Annotated in this window: 20 protein-coding genes and 4 pseudogenes; 17 read left to right on the top strand and 7 right to left on the bottom strand. The window is 34.4% G+C overall.

Features of this window, described 5'->3' with window-relative positions:
• Positions 1-41: 41 nt before the first annotated feature.
• A complete protein-coding gene (locus tag H1P_RS09540) occupies positions 42-1,817 on the top strand; it encodes a hypothetical protein (RefSeq protein WP_144866599.1) in 1,776 nt (591 codons plus the stop codon).
• 30 nt (positions 1,818-1,847) lie between these two features.
• Here H1P_RS09540 and H1P_RS35940 read toward each other — a convergent pair whose 3' ends face one another.
• Entirely contained in the window at positions 1,848-2,024 is a 177-nt protein-coding gene (locus H1P_RS35940; RefSeq protein WP_186375906.1) for a hypothetical protein, read from the bottom strand.
• Positions 2,025-2,217: 193 nt separating this feature from the next.
• On the opposite strand from H1P_RS35940, the pseudogene H1P_RS37335 reads away from it, so the two are divergent.
• The 10 genes and pseudogenes from H1P_RS37335 to H1P_RS39810 all read left to right on the top strand — a co-directional run.
• Positions 2,218-2,562 (top strand): annotated as a pseudogene (locus H1P_RS37335) (type II toxin-antitoxin system RelE/ParE family toxin).
• 1 nt (position 2,563) lies between these two features.
• Complete coding sequence (locus H1P_RS09550) at positions 2,564-2,857, top strand: helix-turn-helix domain-containing protein (protein WP_144866601.1); 294 nt, start codon at positions 2,564-2,566, stop codon at positions 2,855-2,857.
• Between the two features lie 151 nt (positions 2,858-3,008).
• The gene (locus H1P_RS09555; RefSeq protein WP_144866626.1) at positions 3,009-3,323 is read left to right on the top strand and encodes a DUF433 domain-containing protein; all 315 of its coding nucleotides are present in this window, start codon (positions 3,009-3,011) and stop codon (positions 3,321-3,323) included.
• Between the two features lie 13 nt (positions 3,324-3,336).
• A complete protein-coding gene (locus H1P_RS09560; protein WP_144866603.1) occupies positions 3,337-3,696 on the top strand; it encodes a DUF5615 family PIN-like protein in 360 nt (119 codons plus the stop codon).
• Between the two features lie 103 nt (positions 3,697-3,799).
• On the top strand, positions 3,800-4,459 hold the full coding sequence (locus H1P_RS09565; RefSeq protein ID WP_144866605.1) for a Uma2 family endonuclease: 660 nt from the start codon (positions 3,800-3,802) through the stop codon (positions 4,457-4,459).
• Between the two features lie 155 nt (positions 4,460-4,614).
• Positions 4,615-4,818 (top strand): type II toxin-antitoxin system HicB family antitoxin, encoded by a 204-nt coding sequence (locus H1P_RS09570; protein WP_144866607.1) that lies wholly within the window; start codon positions 4,615-4,617, stop codon positions 4,816-4,818.
• A pseudogene (locus tag H1P_RS37340) lies at positions 4,815-5,115 on the top strand (type II toxin-antitoxin system HicA family toxin). The gene H1P_RS09570 and the pseudogene H1P_RS37340 overlap by 4 nt, the downstream one beginning before the upstream one ends.
• 66 nt (positions 5,116-5,181) lie before the next feature.
• Positions 5,182-5,313 (top strand): hypothetical protein, encoded by a 132-nt coding sequence (locus H1P_RS38875; RefSeq protein ID WP_281291128.1) that lies wholly within the window; start codon positions 5,182-5,184, stop codon positions 5,311-5,313.
• Entirely contained in the window at positions 5,310-5,486 is a 177-nt protein-coding gene (locus H1P_RS35950; protein ID WP_186375907.1) for a hypothetical protein, read from the top strand. Before H1P_RS38875 ends, H1P_RS35950 begins: the two co-directional genes overlap by 4 nt.
• A 183-nt stretch (positions 5,487-5,669) precedes the next feature.
• Positions 5,670-5,771 (top strand): annotated as a pseudogene (locus H1P_RS39810) (DUF433 domain-containing protein); the annotation flags it as partial.
• A gap of 79 nt (positions 5,772-5,850) precedes the next feature.
• On the opposite strand, the gene H1P_RS09580 reads toward H1P_RS39810, so the two are convergent.
• The 3 genes from H1P_RS09580 to H1P_RS09590 all read right to left on the bottom strand — a co-directional run bounded on the left by H1P_RS09580 (position 5,851) and on the right by H1P_RS09590 (position 9,807).
• The gene (locus H1P_RS09580; protein ID WP_144866609.1) at positions 5,851-6,519 is read right to left on the bottom strand and encodes a GNAT family N-acetyltransferase; all 669 of its coding nucleotides are present in this window, start codon (positions 6,517-6,519) and stop codon (positions 5,851-5,853) included.
• Between the two features lie 401 nt (positions 6,520-6,920).
• The gene (locus H1P_RS09585) at positions 6,921-9,356 is read right to left on the bottom strand and encodes a GH116 family glycosyl hydrolase (protein WP_144866611.1); all 2,436 of its coding nucleotides are present in this window, start codon (positions 9,354-9,356) and stop codon (positions 6,921-6,923) included.
• A gap of 205 nt (positions 9,357-9,561) precedes the next feature.
• On the bottom strand, positions 9,562-9,807 hold the full coding sequence (locus H1P_RS09590) for a hypothetical protein (protein ID WP_186375908.1): 246 nt from the start codon (positions 9,805-9,807) through the stop codon (positions 9,562-9,564).
• Between the two features lie 158 nt (positions 9,808-9,965).
• On the opposite strand from H1P_RS09590, the gene H1P_RS09595 reads away from it, so the two are divergent.
• Complete coding sequence (locus H1P_RS09595; protein ID WP_144866613.1) at positions 9,966-10,613, top strand: Uma2 family endonuclease; 648 nt, start codon at positions 9,966-9,968, stop codon at positions 10,611-10,613.
• A gap of 38 nt (positions 10,614-10,651) precedes the next feature.
• Positions 10,652-10,885, top strand: coding sequence for a DUF6737 family protein (locus H1P_RS09600; RefSeq protein WP_144866614.1), 234 nt, complete (start codon positions 10,652-10,654; stop codon positions 10,883-10,885).
• Between the two features lie 76 nt (positions 10,886-10,961).
• On the opposite strand, the gene H1P_RS09605 is transcribed toward H1P_RS09600, so the two are convergent.
• Together H1P_RS09605 and H1P_RS09610 are read right to left on the bottom strand one after the other, a co-directional pair.
• Positions 10,962-11,561 (bottom strand): Uma2 family endonuclease, encoded by a 600-nt coding sequence (locus H1P_RS09605; protein WP_144866616.1) that lies wholly within the window; start codon positions 11,559-11,561, stop codon positions 10,962-10,964.
• Between the two features lie 78 nt (positions 11,562-11,639).
• Positions 11,640-12,011, bottom strand: a complete 372-nt coding sequence (locus tag H1P_RS09610) for a YchJ family protein (protein WP_342799558.1) — start codon at positions 12,009-12,011, stop codon at positions 11,640-11,642.
• Positions 12,012-12,336: 325 nt separating this feature from the next.
• On the opposite strand from H1P_RS09610, the gene H1P_RS09615 reads away from it, so the two are divergent.
• From H1P_RS09615 to H1P_RS09630, 4 genes and pseudogenes are all read left to right on the top strand, one after another.
• Positions 12,337-12,645, top strand: a complete 309-nt coding sequence (locus H1P_RS09615) for a hypothetical protein (RefSeq protein ID WP_144866618.1) — start codon at positions 12,337-12,339, stop codon at positions 12,643-12,645.
• 322 nt (positions 12,646-12,967) lie between these two features.
• Positions 12,968-14,680: an ABC-F family ATP-binding cassette domain-containing protein gene (locus tag H1P_RS09620; RefSeq protein WP_144866620.1), complete on the top strand. Its 1,713-nt coding sequence runs from the start codon at positions 12,968-12,970 to the stop codon at positions 14,678-14,680.
• Between the two features lie 102 nt (positions 14,681-14,782).
• The gene (locus H1P_RS09625) at positions 14,783-15,109 is read left to right on the top strand and encodes a methyltransferase domain-containing protein (RefSeq protein ID WP_144866622.1); all 327 of its coding nucleotides are present in this window, start codon (positions 14,783-14,785) and stop codon (positions 15,107-15,109) included.
• A gap of 359 nt (positions 15,110-15,468) precedes the next feature.
• A pseudogene (locus H1P_RS09630) lies at positions 15,469-16,830 on the top strand (IS701 family transposase).
• Positions 16,831-16,912: 82 nt separating this feature from the next.
• On the opposite strand, the gene H1P_RS37345 reads toward H1P_RS09630, so the two are convergent.
• The coding region (locus H1P_RS37345; RefSeq protein ID WP_222427001.1) for a hypothetical protein at positions 16,913-17,162 on the bottom strand (250 nt) is incomplete at its 5' end.

The following is a 17,162-nucleotide window of genomic DNA, read 5'->3' on the forward strand; positions in this document are numbered from 1 at the left end:
TGAGTCTTAAATATTTTATTAAATAAAAAATTATTGCTTTTATGGATGTTGAGTTAGCACGATTAGTTGCTAGAAATTCTAGTACTGGTCATAAGTTGTTAAAACAATTAGCCTCTAGTCAAGATTTTCTTACTCGTCAGGGTGTCGCAACAAATCCTAATGCAACATCCAAAACTCTATGGAAACTGGCAAAAGAATTCCCTCAAGAATGTATCAATAACCCTGTTTTATCTTCATTGATTCGTGAAGACAGGAGAATTCTTTTAAAGCAATCAACAAAAGTTTTGTTATCTGTCCTGGAAAATAAGCGTTCGGCAGATTGTATTTTTAAAATAATAAAACGAACAGGTAATTATCCTTATATATTAAAAGATATAGCAGAACATCCTGAAATTTCAGAGAAAGCTTTATGTAGATTGATCGAAACTGGAAATCCAGACCTTTATTTGCATCTTCTCCAGAAACCAAATTTAACAAGTAGTTCGATCGAAGAAATTGCGGAGACTGAAATCATACTTGGTTGGAATCGCTCTACAGAAGTTATTAGTTCCATTTATCTAAGTCTAATTCAACATAAAAACACTCCACTAGAAGTACTAGAAAAATTAGCATTAAAGGCAAACTACAATATAAAGATTAATGCAATTGAAAAGATGGCAAAACGGACAGATATTTCATCAGACATGATGGCTAAACTAGCTTTTTATCCAGATATAAAAGTCAAAAAGGCTATTGCTTTAAGACCCGATCTCCCTATTAGCTTAATAGAGAAGATGGCAAAGGATAGACAAATAGTAGCGAAAAAGTTTTTATTGCGTAATAAATATTTTTCTGAAAGCTTATTAACAACTTTATCGGAATCATCAGAACCAAAAGTTTTACAAATGGTTGCATTACATCCTAATACACCGCTTACGTTATTAAACAAATTAGCGAAAGTCGCATCAGCCAAATCTTTTGTAGCTCAGAATCCTAATGTAACTATAGAAATTTTAGAAAAGTTATCAAAAAGTGATGATGATAAAACTATAATGGCTGTAGTAAAAAATCATAAAACTACTCCAAAAATATTAATTAAAATAGCTTCTAAAATTAAAGAGTATAAAATTCTTATTCCAATTGTAGAAAATAACAATACGCCTGATCGAGTTAAAAGTAAAATTTTAGAAAGGCTTTCGGTAATTCCTAAGCTTGAGATTCGCAAATATGTGGCAAATCATTCACGTACACCTCAAAATATTTTACTAAAGTGGGCAAAATCACAGAAATTTTATAAGCTTCATTATTTGATTGCTCAAAATGTAAATACTCCTGTAATGGCTTTAGACATAATTGCCAAAAAATTTTGCTCTAAGAAAGTATTAAGAAGTTTACTTGAAAATCCCAATACATCTAAAGAAATTTTGGAATTTTTATATAAAAATAAAAAATACTTAGATAATTATTTTTATTCTGGAACATCTGCAATATGGAAAAATCATCCTAATACACCAAACTACATTAAGGATGATATTATCAAATATTCACTCAGTATTCCAGAGTTAGCAAAGAAATCAGGTATGTATGTTGAAATATTACTTAGAAAATTAAGATTTGACAATAACTATGATTACTATTTATTAAGAGACTACGATTTACCTGTATCAGTTGTAAATTACATCGCAGAAAGATTATCAGAAAGTTACCATGTTCTTGAACGCGAATTTTTAGCTTTTTATCCAAAGACTCCAATACATATACTATATAAACTAGCAAAAGATCGAGATATTAGTGTTCAAGATGCTGCACAGTATTCACTAGAACAACGTAATTTATAATTCTCACAAAAAGAATCAAGTGTTTGAGTTTCATAGCTTATCGTAATCCATTGGCTGTGCTTTTCCTTCAGCAATTTGTTGTTTAGCTAATCTAGCAGCAGCTATTAATTTATCTTGGGATTTATTAAAGGATTCACTCCATTTTTGTTCATCTTGTAAATCTTGAATATACTCTCTTAAATGTTCGACAATTTTACCTCTCCCCAAACCCCTCTCCTACAAGGCGAGGGGCTTTTTCATTTATTGTTTTGATAATGATATTGTAGTTTTCAATGGGATAAGGATTGAGAAGCGCGATCTAGGTTGAAATAATAAGATTTAGATGCAGAAACGCGATCGCCTTTATAATAAAACATCAAATATACTTTATACTAAATAAGGTATATCAACTATCAATCTAATGTCAGATAAACCAATTTACTGTATTGGTACTTCTAAACAAGATATTGCGCAATTTCCCTTAGATGCTAAAAGAAAATCAGGTTTTTAACTTAGAACAGTACAAAGAGGTGATTCTCCGACAGATTTTAAACCAATGTCCATTGTCGGAAAAGGCGTTGAAGAAATTAGAATCAAAACAGGTGAAGCTTATCGTATATTTTATGTTGCGAGATTTTCCGAAGCAGTTTATGTTCTCCATGCTTTTAATAAGACGATGCAAAAGACATCTAAGCAAGATATTGAAATAGGAAAACAACGTTATCAAGTAATGATTGAGTTTAGAAAACAATTGAAGGAAAATTAAAATGAATAATCAAATAGTACAAAGTCAAGATAATATTTTTGACGATCTAGGTTTTGAACCTGACGAAGCAGCAAATTTAAAAATTAGATCGGATTTAATTTTAGATTTACAACGGTATATCAAAAAACAAAAATGGACTCAACAAGAAGCAGCAGATTTTTTTAATGAAACTCAACCAAGAATTAGTAATTTAATGAATGGAGATATCGAAAGATTTAGTATTGATAAATTGGTACAGATGATAGTTAAAACAGGAATGAAAATTAAAGTAGAAGTTATTGATATTGTTGCATGAAGATATTCAATTTTAATAATTATTTTTTAGTTGTCAAGGGGATTAGTTAGATTGAAGAGGTGCGATCTGTTTTGGAATATGCGATCGCATTCGAGCAACAGAAACTATAATATAGTTAAAATTCCAACAAGAAAAATTAATGTTTACAGCTATAAAACTAGAAGATTATTTTGAATTTTTGTCTGAAGACGATATTCGTCTTAAAGGACATCGTATTGGAATTGAAAATGTGATTGACTATTATTTAGAAGGATATACACCAGAAGAAATATTAAACGAATTACCAAGTTTAAATTTAGAAAAAGTTTATGCTACTATCACTTATTATTTACATAATCGTAGTGAAATAGACTCTTACTTATTACGATTAGCCAAAAATAAAACAGAAAAATATCAAGAATTTCTTGAAAATCCTTCACCTCTGGTACAGCGTTTAAAAAAGAAAAAGAACAGCGTACTCAGATAACTACTAAGTAAAAATGAAAGTACGTTTTTTACTGGATGAAAATTTATCGCCACGAATAAAATTAGCTGTATTTAGACTTAATCCTGAAATCGATATATTAAGAGTAGGGGATGCAAATACGCCAAGTTTTGGCACACTAGACCCAGAAATATTAATTTATTTACAACAATCACAACGTATTTTGCTAACTGATAATCGTCAAAGTATGCCAGAACATATAGAATCACATTGGAATAATGGCGGATTTATTTGGGGACTATTTTGGTTGAGTCCAAGAGCAACTGTTAGAGAAATAGCAGAAGATTTGATTTTAATTTGGGAAACTACCGAAGCGAAAGAATGGAAAAATCAACTTATTTGGATTCCTTTGTAAAATTTAGGAATTGCGATCTAGGTTAAGAAGTGCGATCGCCTTCAAACTCAATGAATCGATATAATAAGCATATATAGATGCCTTTGTAAAAATAGCAATTGTCATGGTTACTCATCAGCAAAAAATACTCCCTTTAGAAAATGGCGATCGCCTTTCTCGTAGTGAATTCGAGCGACGCTATCAAGCAATGTCAGAACTTAAAAAAGCCGAATTAATTGAGGGAAGAGTATATACGGCATCTCCTGTGAGAATTATTCACGGACAACCTCACGCATATATTATGGGATGGTTGGCTGTTTATCATGCTGCGACTCCAGGGACGCAATTTGCTGACAATACCACCGTGAGGTTAGATATCGATAACGAACCTCAACCAGATGCTTTATTGAGAGTTGAAAAGGGACAGTCTCAAATAGATGTTGATGATTATGTTCGAGGTGCGCCAGAATTAATTGTGGAAATTGCTGCTAGTACCGCATCTTACGATTTACAAGAAAAGCTACAGGTATATCGACGTAATGGGGTACAAGAATATATTGTTTGGCAAGTAAGCGATCGCATTATCGATTGGTTTCGTCTCAGGGATGGAGAATATTTCAAGCTACAACCAGACGAGAACAATATTATTAAAAGCGAAGTTTTTCCTGGTTTATGGCTGGCGATCGATTCTTTATTGCAATACGATTTGGCTCAAGTTATTCAAACAGTACAACAAGGACTAGCAATAAAAGAACATCAAGATTTTATTGCTGAAATAACATAGTTAGGTTAGACGAAAATTACGACCTTAAATAGCATAAAGATAGTAGGTTTTGATAGCGATCTTGTCGTTGTTAAAGTTTGGAAAGCGCGATTATGTTTGAGAATTGCGATCGCCTTTAATCATGTAAAATAAAATAAAAAACTAAATATAAAAAAATGAAACTCCAAGTAATATTAGAACCGAGTGATGAAGGAGGATATACTATTTATGTTCCTGCTTTACCTGGCTGTATAAGTGAAGGAGATAATATTGATGAAGCTTTAGAAAACATTACTGAAGCAATAGAACTTTATCTCGAACCAATAGAAGAAGATATTGCTAATAACAAAAATATTATTGTTCGGGAATTGGTAATATGACCAAAGTTCCCAGTCTTTCCTATAAAAAGATTATCACAGCTTTGGAAAGAGATAATTGGATAGTTGTTCGTCAACACTCGCGCGACGCAAAGCGAGTCCTTTAGGGCGTTCCTTGGGCGAATAAAATTCGCCAGGGTCGCTCGTCAAAGAGGTAGTCACATTAGATTAGAAAAAAAGTTACCTGATGAAACTCTTAAGATAACTGTACCAGCCCATAGACCAGTAAAGCGATCTACTTTAGCTAAAATTTTAAAACAAGCAAGAATAGATTTAGACAATTTCTTAAAATTGCTATGAAGCACCTTGTTGAGAATTAATTATTACTTAACTTAATTTATAGAAAAATGCTCTAAATAATCAAAGATGGAAATAATAAACAATGCGATTGAACAAAACTTAAATTTAGCGATCGCCTTTATTACTCAGATCGATTATAATTTAGAAACTAAAAATTTAATTGTTAATTTAAAGCAACGTTTGGAGAATTTATTATGAAATCACAGAAAAAAAATGATAATAATGACAATAAAATACGAGAATTAAATGAAGCTTTAGAATTTGCCCAACAAGTAGACCAAAAAATACAAGAGTTTAATGTTAGTTCGGCACAAGTTGCTAACAAGTGGCAAAATAAAGTAGAGAATCAAGTTAAGACAAGTAATAATTAACTTGATAATTGATGAATAAAATTATTAAGAATTAACAATTATCTGACTTATTCTATAAAAGAACTTTCAAGTAATGGAATGTATGAATTAAATAATAATGCGATTAGCAAAGCTTAAAATTTGCGGTCGCTTTTATCCTAAAAATCAATTACAATATATTTGAAGTTGAAACAAGAAAAATCAATGTTTACAACAACAAAATTAGAAGATTATTTTTAGTTTTTATCAGAGGATGATATTCGTCTTAAAGGACATCGTATTGAAATCGAAAATGTACTTGACTATTGAGGGAATAAGAGAGTTTATCCAATGCAAATCAAATAAAACTAAAACTAAAACTAAAACTAAAACTAAACAACAATAACTATTCTCCCAAAAATTCTTTTAATAACACTGCCGTTTCTGTTGTTAACCATTCAACTCCTCTACTAAATTGTCCAGACATATCATATAAAATTTTGTCTATTTCTGTAGGTGTAGCTAACCATTTTTTCATGTGAACAATTGGAATACGCACACCACTAGAGCAAGAATCAGTTCTTTCGATTACTTGATAGCCATTGACTTTATAAAAAGGTTCTCCTGTAAGAGATGCACCTACAGTAATGACCTGGCAATTATTATTTTGAGCATTTGTTTCTAAGGTTTCTAAAAGTTTTGACCCTACTCCCATGCGAGCATATTCAGGAAGAACAAACATCTCATATATAATTCTTTGATTTAACCAAGATGACTTTCCTCTAGAAGCGTAGCCTATTATCTTGTCATCAATATATGCAACTATTGCACCTGGATCATTTGATTCAGTATATGAATCAATCCATTTAGCTAAAAATAAACCAACACTATCAACGATGCTTATCTCATCAGAATTAATATCTTTGGCTTCACCATTTACCATTGCTTCAATTTGTTGAGGAGTGTAGTGTTCTGAACATAAAGTTTGAATAGACTTTCGTTTTAGCTTGAATGTCGCAGTAATATCCTTTATGGATAGTGGTCTAATATTGAAATCTAGTGATAAATTATTCATTAAATAGTTTTTTATACAGAAATAATAAATATTATATTAAGTTAAAAATAGATTGTAAATACAAAATAAATATTAAAGCTTCTATTTTGATATTTTTTGTTTGGCTAATTTTTAAAATAGCTATTAATTTATATTGGAATTTATTAAAAGATTTATTTCATTTTTGCTCGCCTTGTAAGTCTTGAATTTACTCTCGTAAATGTTTGATGGTTTTACCTCTCCCCAAGCCCATTATCTTATAGGATATGGGCTTTTTGTTTATGATTTTGATAATTATATTGTCGTGGGAAATACGATCGAGATTAGTGAGATTGCCTAAAAGCGATCGCTTCTATTCCCTAAATCAATTATAATTACGACAAAACACACCAATCAAGTTCTTTGCGCCTCTGCGTGAGGTATTACACCCAACCAATTAAAACACCATAAATACCCCAAATAGCCATTGCTCTTAAATAATGACTTGCTCTAAAAGTACCAACTGCGGTAATAGCTTCAGGAGTGCGAAACTGTAAGCCATTTTCATAGATTTGTTTGACTACCGTTTCTGTTAACTTAAATGCTTCTTCTTGCATTCCCATTTGCACCATAAATGCAGCTAAACCGAAATTAATTCCCGTCCATACTTCTAAGGGATGAGTATCATCTGGATTAACGGGACTTCCATCGGGTAAAACTCCGTTTGCTACGCCATATTTGCCGTTATGAAACTTCAGAAAACAAGCATCATATATTTTATTTAAAGCGGATTGGGTATATTGATTTTCAACTACATCAGGTAAGTCTAATAATCTAGCGTAAAATTGTCCGCAGAGTTGATCCGCCATTACAGCCTGGGAATTGCTTTTACTATCAAGACGATAATATTCACCATTCCATAGAGTATCATGATAAAAAGATCGCGATTGTTGCAACCATTCTTTATAAGTATCTATTGTCGCTTCAATTCCTTGAGGAAAGTCTGAAGGTTGTAAATTGGGATTCATGGGAGGATTGGCAATGAGAGTTTCGCCAATTTTGACAGCAGCTTCTAGCGCAGCTATCCATAAACCACCGCAATAGGTACTAATTCCCTGTAATCGCCAGTCATCGAATGTCTGATCTGGTGCGCCTGAGTTTTCGGGTATTCCATCCCCATCTCGGTCAAATTCTTTTAAATATGCCAAAGTTGCCACAATACTATCCCAGCATTCCCACAGGAATTCGTTATTGTCTCCTTTGGTAAAGAGGTAGTCGCGATATACTTGCAATACAAAATCACAGGATAAGTCTTTCCACTGGTTACAGTCTTGATAGGAGGTATAGTTTGTTGCTTCCCAAGGATGTTCGTTGGGTGCGCCAAGATCGTGAGGAGTGGCATTTTTGGCTTTACGAATTGCTATTGCGTTGTTATAACCAATAATTCTCTCTTGATCGTCGCTTTGAGGGATAGCTCTAGCAAATGCTGATAAGACTGCTTTATCCAGTTTTGACCACAGCATCATTAAAGCAAACGAACCGTACAGGCGCACGTCAAGGCTTTCATACCAACGGTAATCCATACACTCTAAAACCCCAAACTGTCCTACAGGATCGTCTTCTGTAGCTGCACTCCAGAGAGTTCCGCCTTGGGTAAGTAAGTAAAGCTCGTTAAATAGAGCCATTTTGAACCAATCTGGTAAATCATTACGATTTAGTATCGTTTTTTGCCAAGCTACTATTTGTTCTTTCCACGAATCACTATGCTTTAAAGCTGTTCTGACAATACTCCAAGCATTATTACCCGTACGTCCGAAAAAGTCTGTATAGCGACGATAATAGTTAATACCTTGAGCAAATTCGGTTATGGGAAAGTCCCAAGCCAAAATAAACGGTATTTTCTTAGTTTTTCCTGGTTTAATAGTAACTCTAACAGCGATCGCACAAGCAATTTGTTCCCCAGGAGATGCGGGGGTTTCATCTTCTCTATCTGGTAGAGAGCCATCTGCTGCAAAAGAATCCCAAACATCACTACCATCACCTTCAGGATTCCACCGACTGAGATAAAAGACTTCTACTGCGGGGTTTGCGGTGGTTGCGATCGCAATTTGCCCTTCTCCTTCCTGTATCTCATTATGGGGTTGAATGCGATTTAACAAGCAACCCACCCGAAAGTTATCTTGTATCCACTGGTTATAATTCCCTGTGCTATCACCCCATTTTGGTTGATACTCATATTCTGGGCTACCATCATCCCGCACTTTTACTTCAGGAGACTTAATCGCATTGGTAAACCAACCAACGGTATTTTGCCATGTCAGCATGATACTGAGGGTAATTGGCTTATCTGTAGGGTTATGGGCTGTCCAATCAAAGATAGCTACAGGATAGCTAGTTTCTTGATAATTTTCTTTCCAGATTGGGGAAAATTGTTCGCAAGTTAACTCCGATGCAAACACTCCCTGATACTCGTACCAGCTACGGGGATACAACGCAGAATAAACCCCTTTTTCTTTGGGATACCAATTCCATCGGGATAGTAAGGGCGATTCACTCTTCGTCCCTACAGATGGGTTATCGGTACACATAGCATACGCTTGAGTATCCCCACCTTCGACTGATTCAAAAACGCTAAACTGACAAGCAGGAATTGACTTAAATATATGTTCGCCACCGTCTAAATGCCAAAGGTTAAAGTCTCCTTTCGGCGATCGCCCAATACAACCCGCACCAAACCCACCCAACGGCGCACCATGCCACGCACCATCATCCAAATTGCTAGCATAACGTACAGTGTAGGGCTTTGACCATCCTTTACCAATGGGACGTTTCCAAGCACAATTAGGAATTTGAGGACGAGGTATTTGATAGGCTGTCATGTATCTACACTGAGATGAAATAACAAACGATTTTAACAGAAAAATGAATTAATCCTTTTCTTAAAGGCAACAGGGAACAGGGAACAGGGAACAGCGACAAGTAAGGATAAGGATTTAAACTGGAACCCAAACTACTTCCGTCTTTAAAGACTCCGCAAGTGACCTTGGGGCAAAGGGAACAGCCAAGGTCAAAGTTATTGCTAAATCATAGTGGAGGAAAATTATCCATTAACTCCATTAATTTGTCGAAACTAATAAGAGTAGCGAACGCACCACAGAATATTGCTAAAAACAAACCACCAGTGATACTGTAAACTAGCGGAGGAGAAGTCTGAAAATAAGCAGAGTAAGACCAATATATTACTGAGATAAACAGTCCAAACACAGTACCCGAAGTGAAACGGGCGATCGATCTGCGAGAGTTTTTTTTATCTGATAATGGTTGATTCATGGTTGATATGTGAATAAAGACATTTGGTTGATTCTAGAATAATACTTTTGCCCTATATTAATTTAGTATTACAGCTTAGTGTACTTACATTGGCGAGCATCCTAAATTGCGATCGCAAAAAGACTGTAATTAACCAGAATATGTTCGAGAGATTTAATATGAATGCCATTACTTTAAATCTTCATCCCACTATAGAATTAACTGACGAGCAATTTGCTTTAATTTGCAGTACAAATCGCGATTTAAAGTTAGAGCGTACTGCAACAGGGGAATTGGTTATTATGCCACCCACAGGAGGAGAAACAGGTAAGCGAAATTCTAGTATCAATGCACAGTTGTGGTTGTGGAATCAACAATCTAAATTAGGAGAAGTTTTTGATTCTTCTACAGGTTTTATCTTACCCAATGGCGCAACTCGCTCTCCCGATGCTGCTTGGATTAAAAAAGAAAGGTGGGAAAGTTTAACATCTCAACAGCAACAACAATTTATTCCTTTATGTCCCGATTTTGCCATAGAGTTGCGCTCTAGTTCTGACAGTTTATTAGAGTTACAAAAAAAGATGACGAGCGACCCCGCGTCGCCGAAAGTGCGTGACCGAAGGGAATCCTTTAGGGCAAGGGAATGCGCGAGGATGCAGGAATACGTAGCTAATGGTTTGACTTTGGGGTGGTTAATCGATCCTCAGAATAAACAAGTAGAAGTTTATCGACCAAATTGTCCTGTAAAAACTTTATCTAATCCTATCAGTTTGTCGGTTGAAAATATCTTGTTAGATTTTACTTTAGATTTAACCGATATTTTGTAAGAGTATTTTTTTGTCAACTACTTACCTTTTTGTAAATTATGAAAAATCAAAATACAAGCAATTTTAACGTCTGGAATTATAAACCTTGGTGGTGTCAACCTTGGTCAATTATTCTCACAGGAATTACTATCATCGGCATTAGTTGGTTACTGTTTCATATCGTTTGGTTGAGTGTTATTGTAGCTATGCCAATTATCTTATGGTGGATATATTTCTTGGTGCTTTATCCTCGAATGGTACAGAAAATGTATGATTCGGGAATTAATAGTTAATAAATTTAATATAGTTTATTATGAGTTTACCTAAAAAAAATGTGGTTTTATAAAGATTGTAACCGATAAAATAATTTTATAGAGTTCGTAAAAAATCTTTTTTAATTAGTGAGGGGCTATCTATAAACCCTCTATTAATAAATCCTACAAAATATCTAGCAGATAAACTATTTAAAAGCTTACTACATTCAACTACAATATAGTTGTTTTTATCTAAAGAATAAAAAGTTATTTGATTGTTTTGCCAAACCCATAATTCACTAATACCAATCATTTGATAACTTGCTTTAAGAGTATCAATATTACCACTGCTAAAAATAACTTCTACTACTAAATCGGGTAAATCTTTGTCTGTATTAAAAGCATAAGCTAAATCAGGCTCTTTGCCAGCTTGTCGATCCGCTTTAAGTCTGGTTTGCCTGAAAGGAAAATCTAAAATATCAAATTTTTCGCAGTAAGCAATAATTAATCTATTAATTACTTCGGCAATTCTTTCATGATTTCTTCCTGGCGACACAATAGTTATTTCTCCATTCCAATAGCTAACTCGATAACCTGGATATTCTTCTGAATCGAAGTTTTGATAATCTTGCCAATTTGCTCCCGTGATAGTTAGTATTTGATCTTTTTGAGCAAATTTATCGGTATTGATAGGTAGTTTTTTAGTTATTAACATCAACTTTATCTCGATTATCGAAAATAAAAAACATATTTTGCATTGATTTAATTATAGCTTTTTGCTTAACAAGGCTACTTAATTCCCATGACACTTTTTATACTTTTTGCCACTTCCACACCAACAATTGTCACTACTTTTCAGAATCAGATCGGGTAAAATATTTCCATCGACATAAAACCATTTACCATCAACTTTAAAAAATCTCGAACGTTCGTGTAGTTGTTGAGGCTCAGTTGTTTTAAATACAGCCATAAATTCAACATAGCCTATTTTGTCATTCTTTTTGCCTTGGTTAATGTCTACTATAGTTAAACCTAACCAAGTGGTATTGTTAATAGTTTTGGTTAATTCTTGTCTATCATTTTCTTGGCGTTTATTAGGATGTAATGTAGCAATTAAATAATCAATATTCCCTTCACAAAAAGCAGTATAACGAGACTTCATCAATTGTTCTGCTGTTGCGGGATATTCTTTTCCTGAGAGATATTTACCACAGCAATATTGAATTTTTTTCTACTTCCACAAGGACAATTTTTCGAGTTAGTTATCATTTTTAATAAACGGTATAATCAAGCGAAATTCATAATAGGTGCGGAGTAATGGGGACTCCCGTGTTGACAAAAAAGCAGCATTAACAATCTCAATCTACTACAGACACCCTGAACATTAAACCGATTTCAGCTTTTAATTGCTAATTCCCCTTAAAAACTGCATTAGTTAAATCGACTCGCAACTATTATTAATCAACACAGAAAACACAGGAGAACAAATAATGTCTTATCAAAATTTATCCTCTTCTAACGAATCATCTTCCTCAAAAGCTACCTCCAATAGTACTTTAGGCGACGAGTGCATCTTAATGTCTTTCACTCTAGATAAACACCAATTACATCATTCTCTAGAAGAAGAAAAACGTACTGATAGAGATTTATCTACTGGTGACTATTTTTTTCTGTCAGTTTGTATCACTTTTTTAGTGATGGTAAGTACTTCTTGGATGCAAACATCACTAATTTATGACGAAGTAGAGCAAGTAATTCAAGAAGTCAGAAGTCAGAAGTCAGAAGTCAGAAATAAGTAGGTGTGCAAAATTAATTACACTAAAAGAGAGAAATTCAACAAATTTTGGGGAAAGAAATAATATTTTAATCTTGCTCCTTAGCAAATATCTTAAGGCTTTAGTTTCTAAAACCTTTTTTCCTTTTTCTGATTTTATGAATCGCGTTTATTTTTGTGGAGGATTTTTATAACTACTGACTACCAGCAATGGTGAGTATTATTTCTACTTGTTACCTTCTTTGACTCCCGATTTTTCTTAATTCAATATTTGTTCTGATTCCTCTATCGCTTATAATGTTTAGTGACAAAACGCAACAAAAATTTACCCACTAGGAGACTTCTGGATGCTGCGACTCGAACACATTAGCAAAATCTACCCCACAGGAGAAGTATTAAAAGATGTCACTTGGGAAGTTAAGCCAGGGGAAAGAGTGGGTTTAGTAGGAGTCAATGGCGCGGGGAAGTCTACCCAGCTAAAGATTATCAATGGAGAGGTTGAACCTACATCAGGAGAAGTTATTCGGCCTAATAGCTTAAAGATAGCTTATCTGACTCAAGAATTTGAAGTTGAGCCAACACGCACTGTGAGAGAAGAGTTTTGGACAGTATTTATAGAAGCTAATGATGTCCATCATCAGATGGAGCAGGTACATCATGACATGGAAACTGCCGATCCTGATGAATTAGATCGGTTGATTCACAAATTGGATAAGTTACAGCGTAAATTTGAAGCGTTAGATGGCTATTTACTAGAATCCCAGATTGAGAAAATTTTACCAGAAGTTGGGTTTGTCACAGAAGATGGCGATCGCCTTGTAAGCTCTTTTAGTGGTGGCTGGCAAATGCGAATGAGTTTGGGTAAAATTTTGCTACAAACTCCCGATCTATTATTACTTGACGAGCCGACAAACCATTTAGATTTAGAAACTATTGAATGGTTGGAAAATTATCTTAAAGGGATTAATACCCCGATGGTAATTGTTTCCCATGATAGAGAGTTTTTAGACAGGCTTTGTACCAAGATTGTGGAAACAGAAAGAGGAGTTTCTACAGTTTATCCTGGTAATTATTCAGCCTATTTACAACAAAAAGCTGAAAATAAAGCAGCACAATCGTCTACTTACGAAAGACAGCAAAAAGAAATAGCCAAACAACAAGAATTTGTTGATAAATTCCGCGCTAGTGCTACTCGCAGTACTCAAGCAAAAAGTAGAGAGAAACAATTGCAAAAAATGGAAGTAGTGGATGCACCTATTTCCAACATGAAAACATTAAAGTTTAAATTTCCTCCTTCTCCTCGTAGTGGTCGAGATGTAGTAGTCATCGAAGATTTAACTCATACTTATAATGAGAAAATTTTATTTTTAGGGGCAAATCTAACTATCGAAAGAGGAGAGAGAATAGCAATTTTAGGTCATAATGGCGCAGGAAAATCTACTCTATTGCGTATGGTAATGGGGATGGAAGAATATGAAGACGGTCAAGTTTCTTTAGGTAAACATAATGTAATTCCTGGTTATTTTGAACAAAATCAAGCCGAAGCATTAGATTTAGAAAAAACTGTCATGGAGACAATTCATGATGAAGTTCCTACCTGGAAAAATGAAGAAGTCCGTACTTTACTCGGTAGATTTTTATTTAGTAATGAAACCGTCTTTAAACAAGTAAAAGCTCTTAGTGGAGGAGAAAAAGCTAGACTCGCTTTAGCTAAAATGCTGTTAACTCCAGCAAATTTATTAATACTAGATGAGCCGACAAATCATTTAGATATTCCTGCTAAAGAAATGCTAGAAGAAGCATTAAAAGACTACGATGGTTCTGTAGTTATTGTTTCACACGATCGCTATTTTATTTCTCAAGTAGCCAATAAAATTGTCGAGATTAAAGAAGGTGAATTAATTGAGTACCGAGGAGATTATCACTACTACCTGGATAAAATTGCTGAAGCGGAAGCCAAAGAAAAAGCCAAACTAGAAGCGGAAGCTAAAGCAGCCAAACAAGCAGCTAAAAGAGCCAAACAAGCTGAAAAGAAAAAGCAAAAGAAAGCCAAAGTTTAAGTAGTTTGTTAGTTAGATAATCAGACTTTAGGGTGGGCATTGCACTAAAGTACTTCCTTCGGTCGCCCACCCTACATTTTATTTAATAATTAGATCGGTAAAATGCAGGAAGACTATAAACAAAAAGTAATCAATTTTTTTAATGGTAGAACTGCTTATGATTCAGAAGGAAAAGGTCATCCTGAAAACGCCAAACGATTATTAGAGTTTGTTTCCGTAAAATCTGGGCAAACAATTCTCGATTTAGCTACGGGGACAGGTTTAGTTGCAATCCCTGTAGCAAAAGCAGTTGCTCCAAACGGCTCGCTAATTGGTGTGGATATGTCACCAGGTATGTTGGCTCAAGCTAAAGATAAAATCGTAGCGGAAGGAATCAAAAATCTAGAATTGATTGAAGCAGATGTAGAGTCAATTACTTTTAATTATTAACTATCACAATCCAGAAGTTGGCTGTTTTCCCCCCAGGTAAGCAGTCAACTTTTGTTTATTCGGGTAGCGAAGGCGATTGCTTTCCTTTGATATTTACCGATTTGTCCTCACCTAATTTGATATCGATTTCCGTATCGGTATTCCTTGTCAAAGCGATCGCTGAAATTACCGTTATTGAGAAGATAACCGCGATTATAATTGAATGATTTTTAATCATATTCATGTCTGTTTTTTTATAAATAATAGAGTTATCAATCAATTATTCTTCTAACGGTACTTAAACAAATCTAAAACTCAAAATAGGATAAAATGCTTATGATAAATAGTTCTTACGTCATTGCTACTGATGATCGCCTCCTATGAGAGAAACTACTCCCGCAGCCATGCCTCCTTGCTTTGATCGGTGGTGTAAAAAGTTCGATGACAAGCTGAGGACTAAAGCGCAAAAAAGGGAGTTTAGAAACTATTTGGGAGGATTATTAGGCGAAAGTGAGAGAAAAAATATATATCAGATGGCTTCTGATAATGTAGGAGTAACTTACCACAAATTACACCATTTCTTAACCGAAGCAACCTGGTCAGCAGACCAGATCAATGAACGTCGTTTAGAGGTAATGAATAAATGCAACCAAACGCGAATCAGTAGAGGATTCAGTTTAATTATTGATGATAGTGGACATAGAAAAAGCGCACCGCCTGCGCTGAGGTCTCCTCAGCGTAAAGACGGAGCAAGAAGTGGTAACTTTACGGCAGGAGTAGGTCGTCAGTACATTGGAGAAATAGGGAAAACAGATAATGGCAATGTCGTAGTAACAACTCATCTCTATGATGGCAAAAAAAGCTTACCTTTAGACATAGAATTATATCAGCATGGCAAATCCTTACCAGAAGGAAAGAAAGACCCAGAATTTCAGAAAAAGCCCACCTTAGCCTTAGAATTAATAGATAAAAGTTTAAGCCGAGGATATAGACCAGGAATAGTTTTAATAGATTCAGCTTATGGCAACAATACATCTTTTTTGAAGGAATTAGAAACAAAGAAATTAAAGTACATAGGAGGAATCGCTAAAAATCGCAATATTTTAGTTAAAAGCTCCTCTGAAAAATCAGAAGCAATAAGAATAGATGAATATGCTCAATGGTTGTCCTCAGAGGAGTTTAAGGAAATTAAAATACAGGGTGAAAAACCAAAAACCGTGTGGGTAGCAATCGTAGAAGCAGAAATATCAAAGCTAGAAGGAATGAGAAAAATAGCTATCGTCATGAACGCACCAGTCTTAGAAAATGCTGAAGATATTGACGAGCGACCCTGCGGAGGTTGCCTCCGCTAAGGAACGCGCGAGTTGACTACTTAATCACAAATGTTGAATCAGAAATAGTGACGGAGCAATGGATAGTTGACCTTTATGGTCAGAGAAACTGGGTAGAAGTTTTCTATCGGGAAGCAAAAGGTTGGTTAGGATTAAAAGAATATCAAGTTAGAGAAAAAAAAAGTTTACAAAGACATTTTATTCTAGTCTTTTGTGCTTATACTTTTATCCTTTGGCATAAACTAACTGGTGGTTTAAGACGGCGTTGGGCTAATAAACCTTTAGACACATTTCCTGAAGCCTTAGAAGCATTTCGTACAGCTATGTCTTTTCGTTTTGTAGATTGGTTAAACAAAAATAGGGATGTATTCATAGCAAATAGAAGCCAGTTTAGGCTTTGTTTGGGCATAATTTTTGTTTAAGTACCGCTAATTAATATGAGTTCTTTAACTTACAAGCTTATTATTTATTAAGTATTTATTACTTAACATTTTTAACGTCTGGGGATTCTAAACGTAGAAAAAATAGTTTTATCAACAAACTCTTTCAATTTTACTTCGATAAATAGATAATGTAGCGTTTTGAGAAATACTCTAAATTCTATCAGTTTATTAGTGCTGTTTTGTCCATACCATTGAGTTCTAAAATCAATTAGATTAGCTTCTTTTTCTTCATCACGAAGAAATATATATATCCATTTTGGTAGATTATTCGTATTTTTGGTAAATTCGGTTAAATTTAAA

The sequence above is a fragment of the Hyella patelloides LEGE 07179 genome, from assembly GCF_900659865.1.
GTDB lineage: Bacteria > Cyanobacteriota > Cyanobacteriia > Cyanobacteriales > Xenococcaceae > Hyella > Hyella patelloides.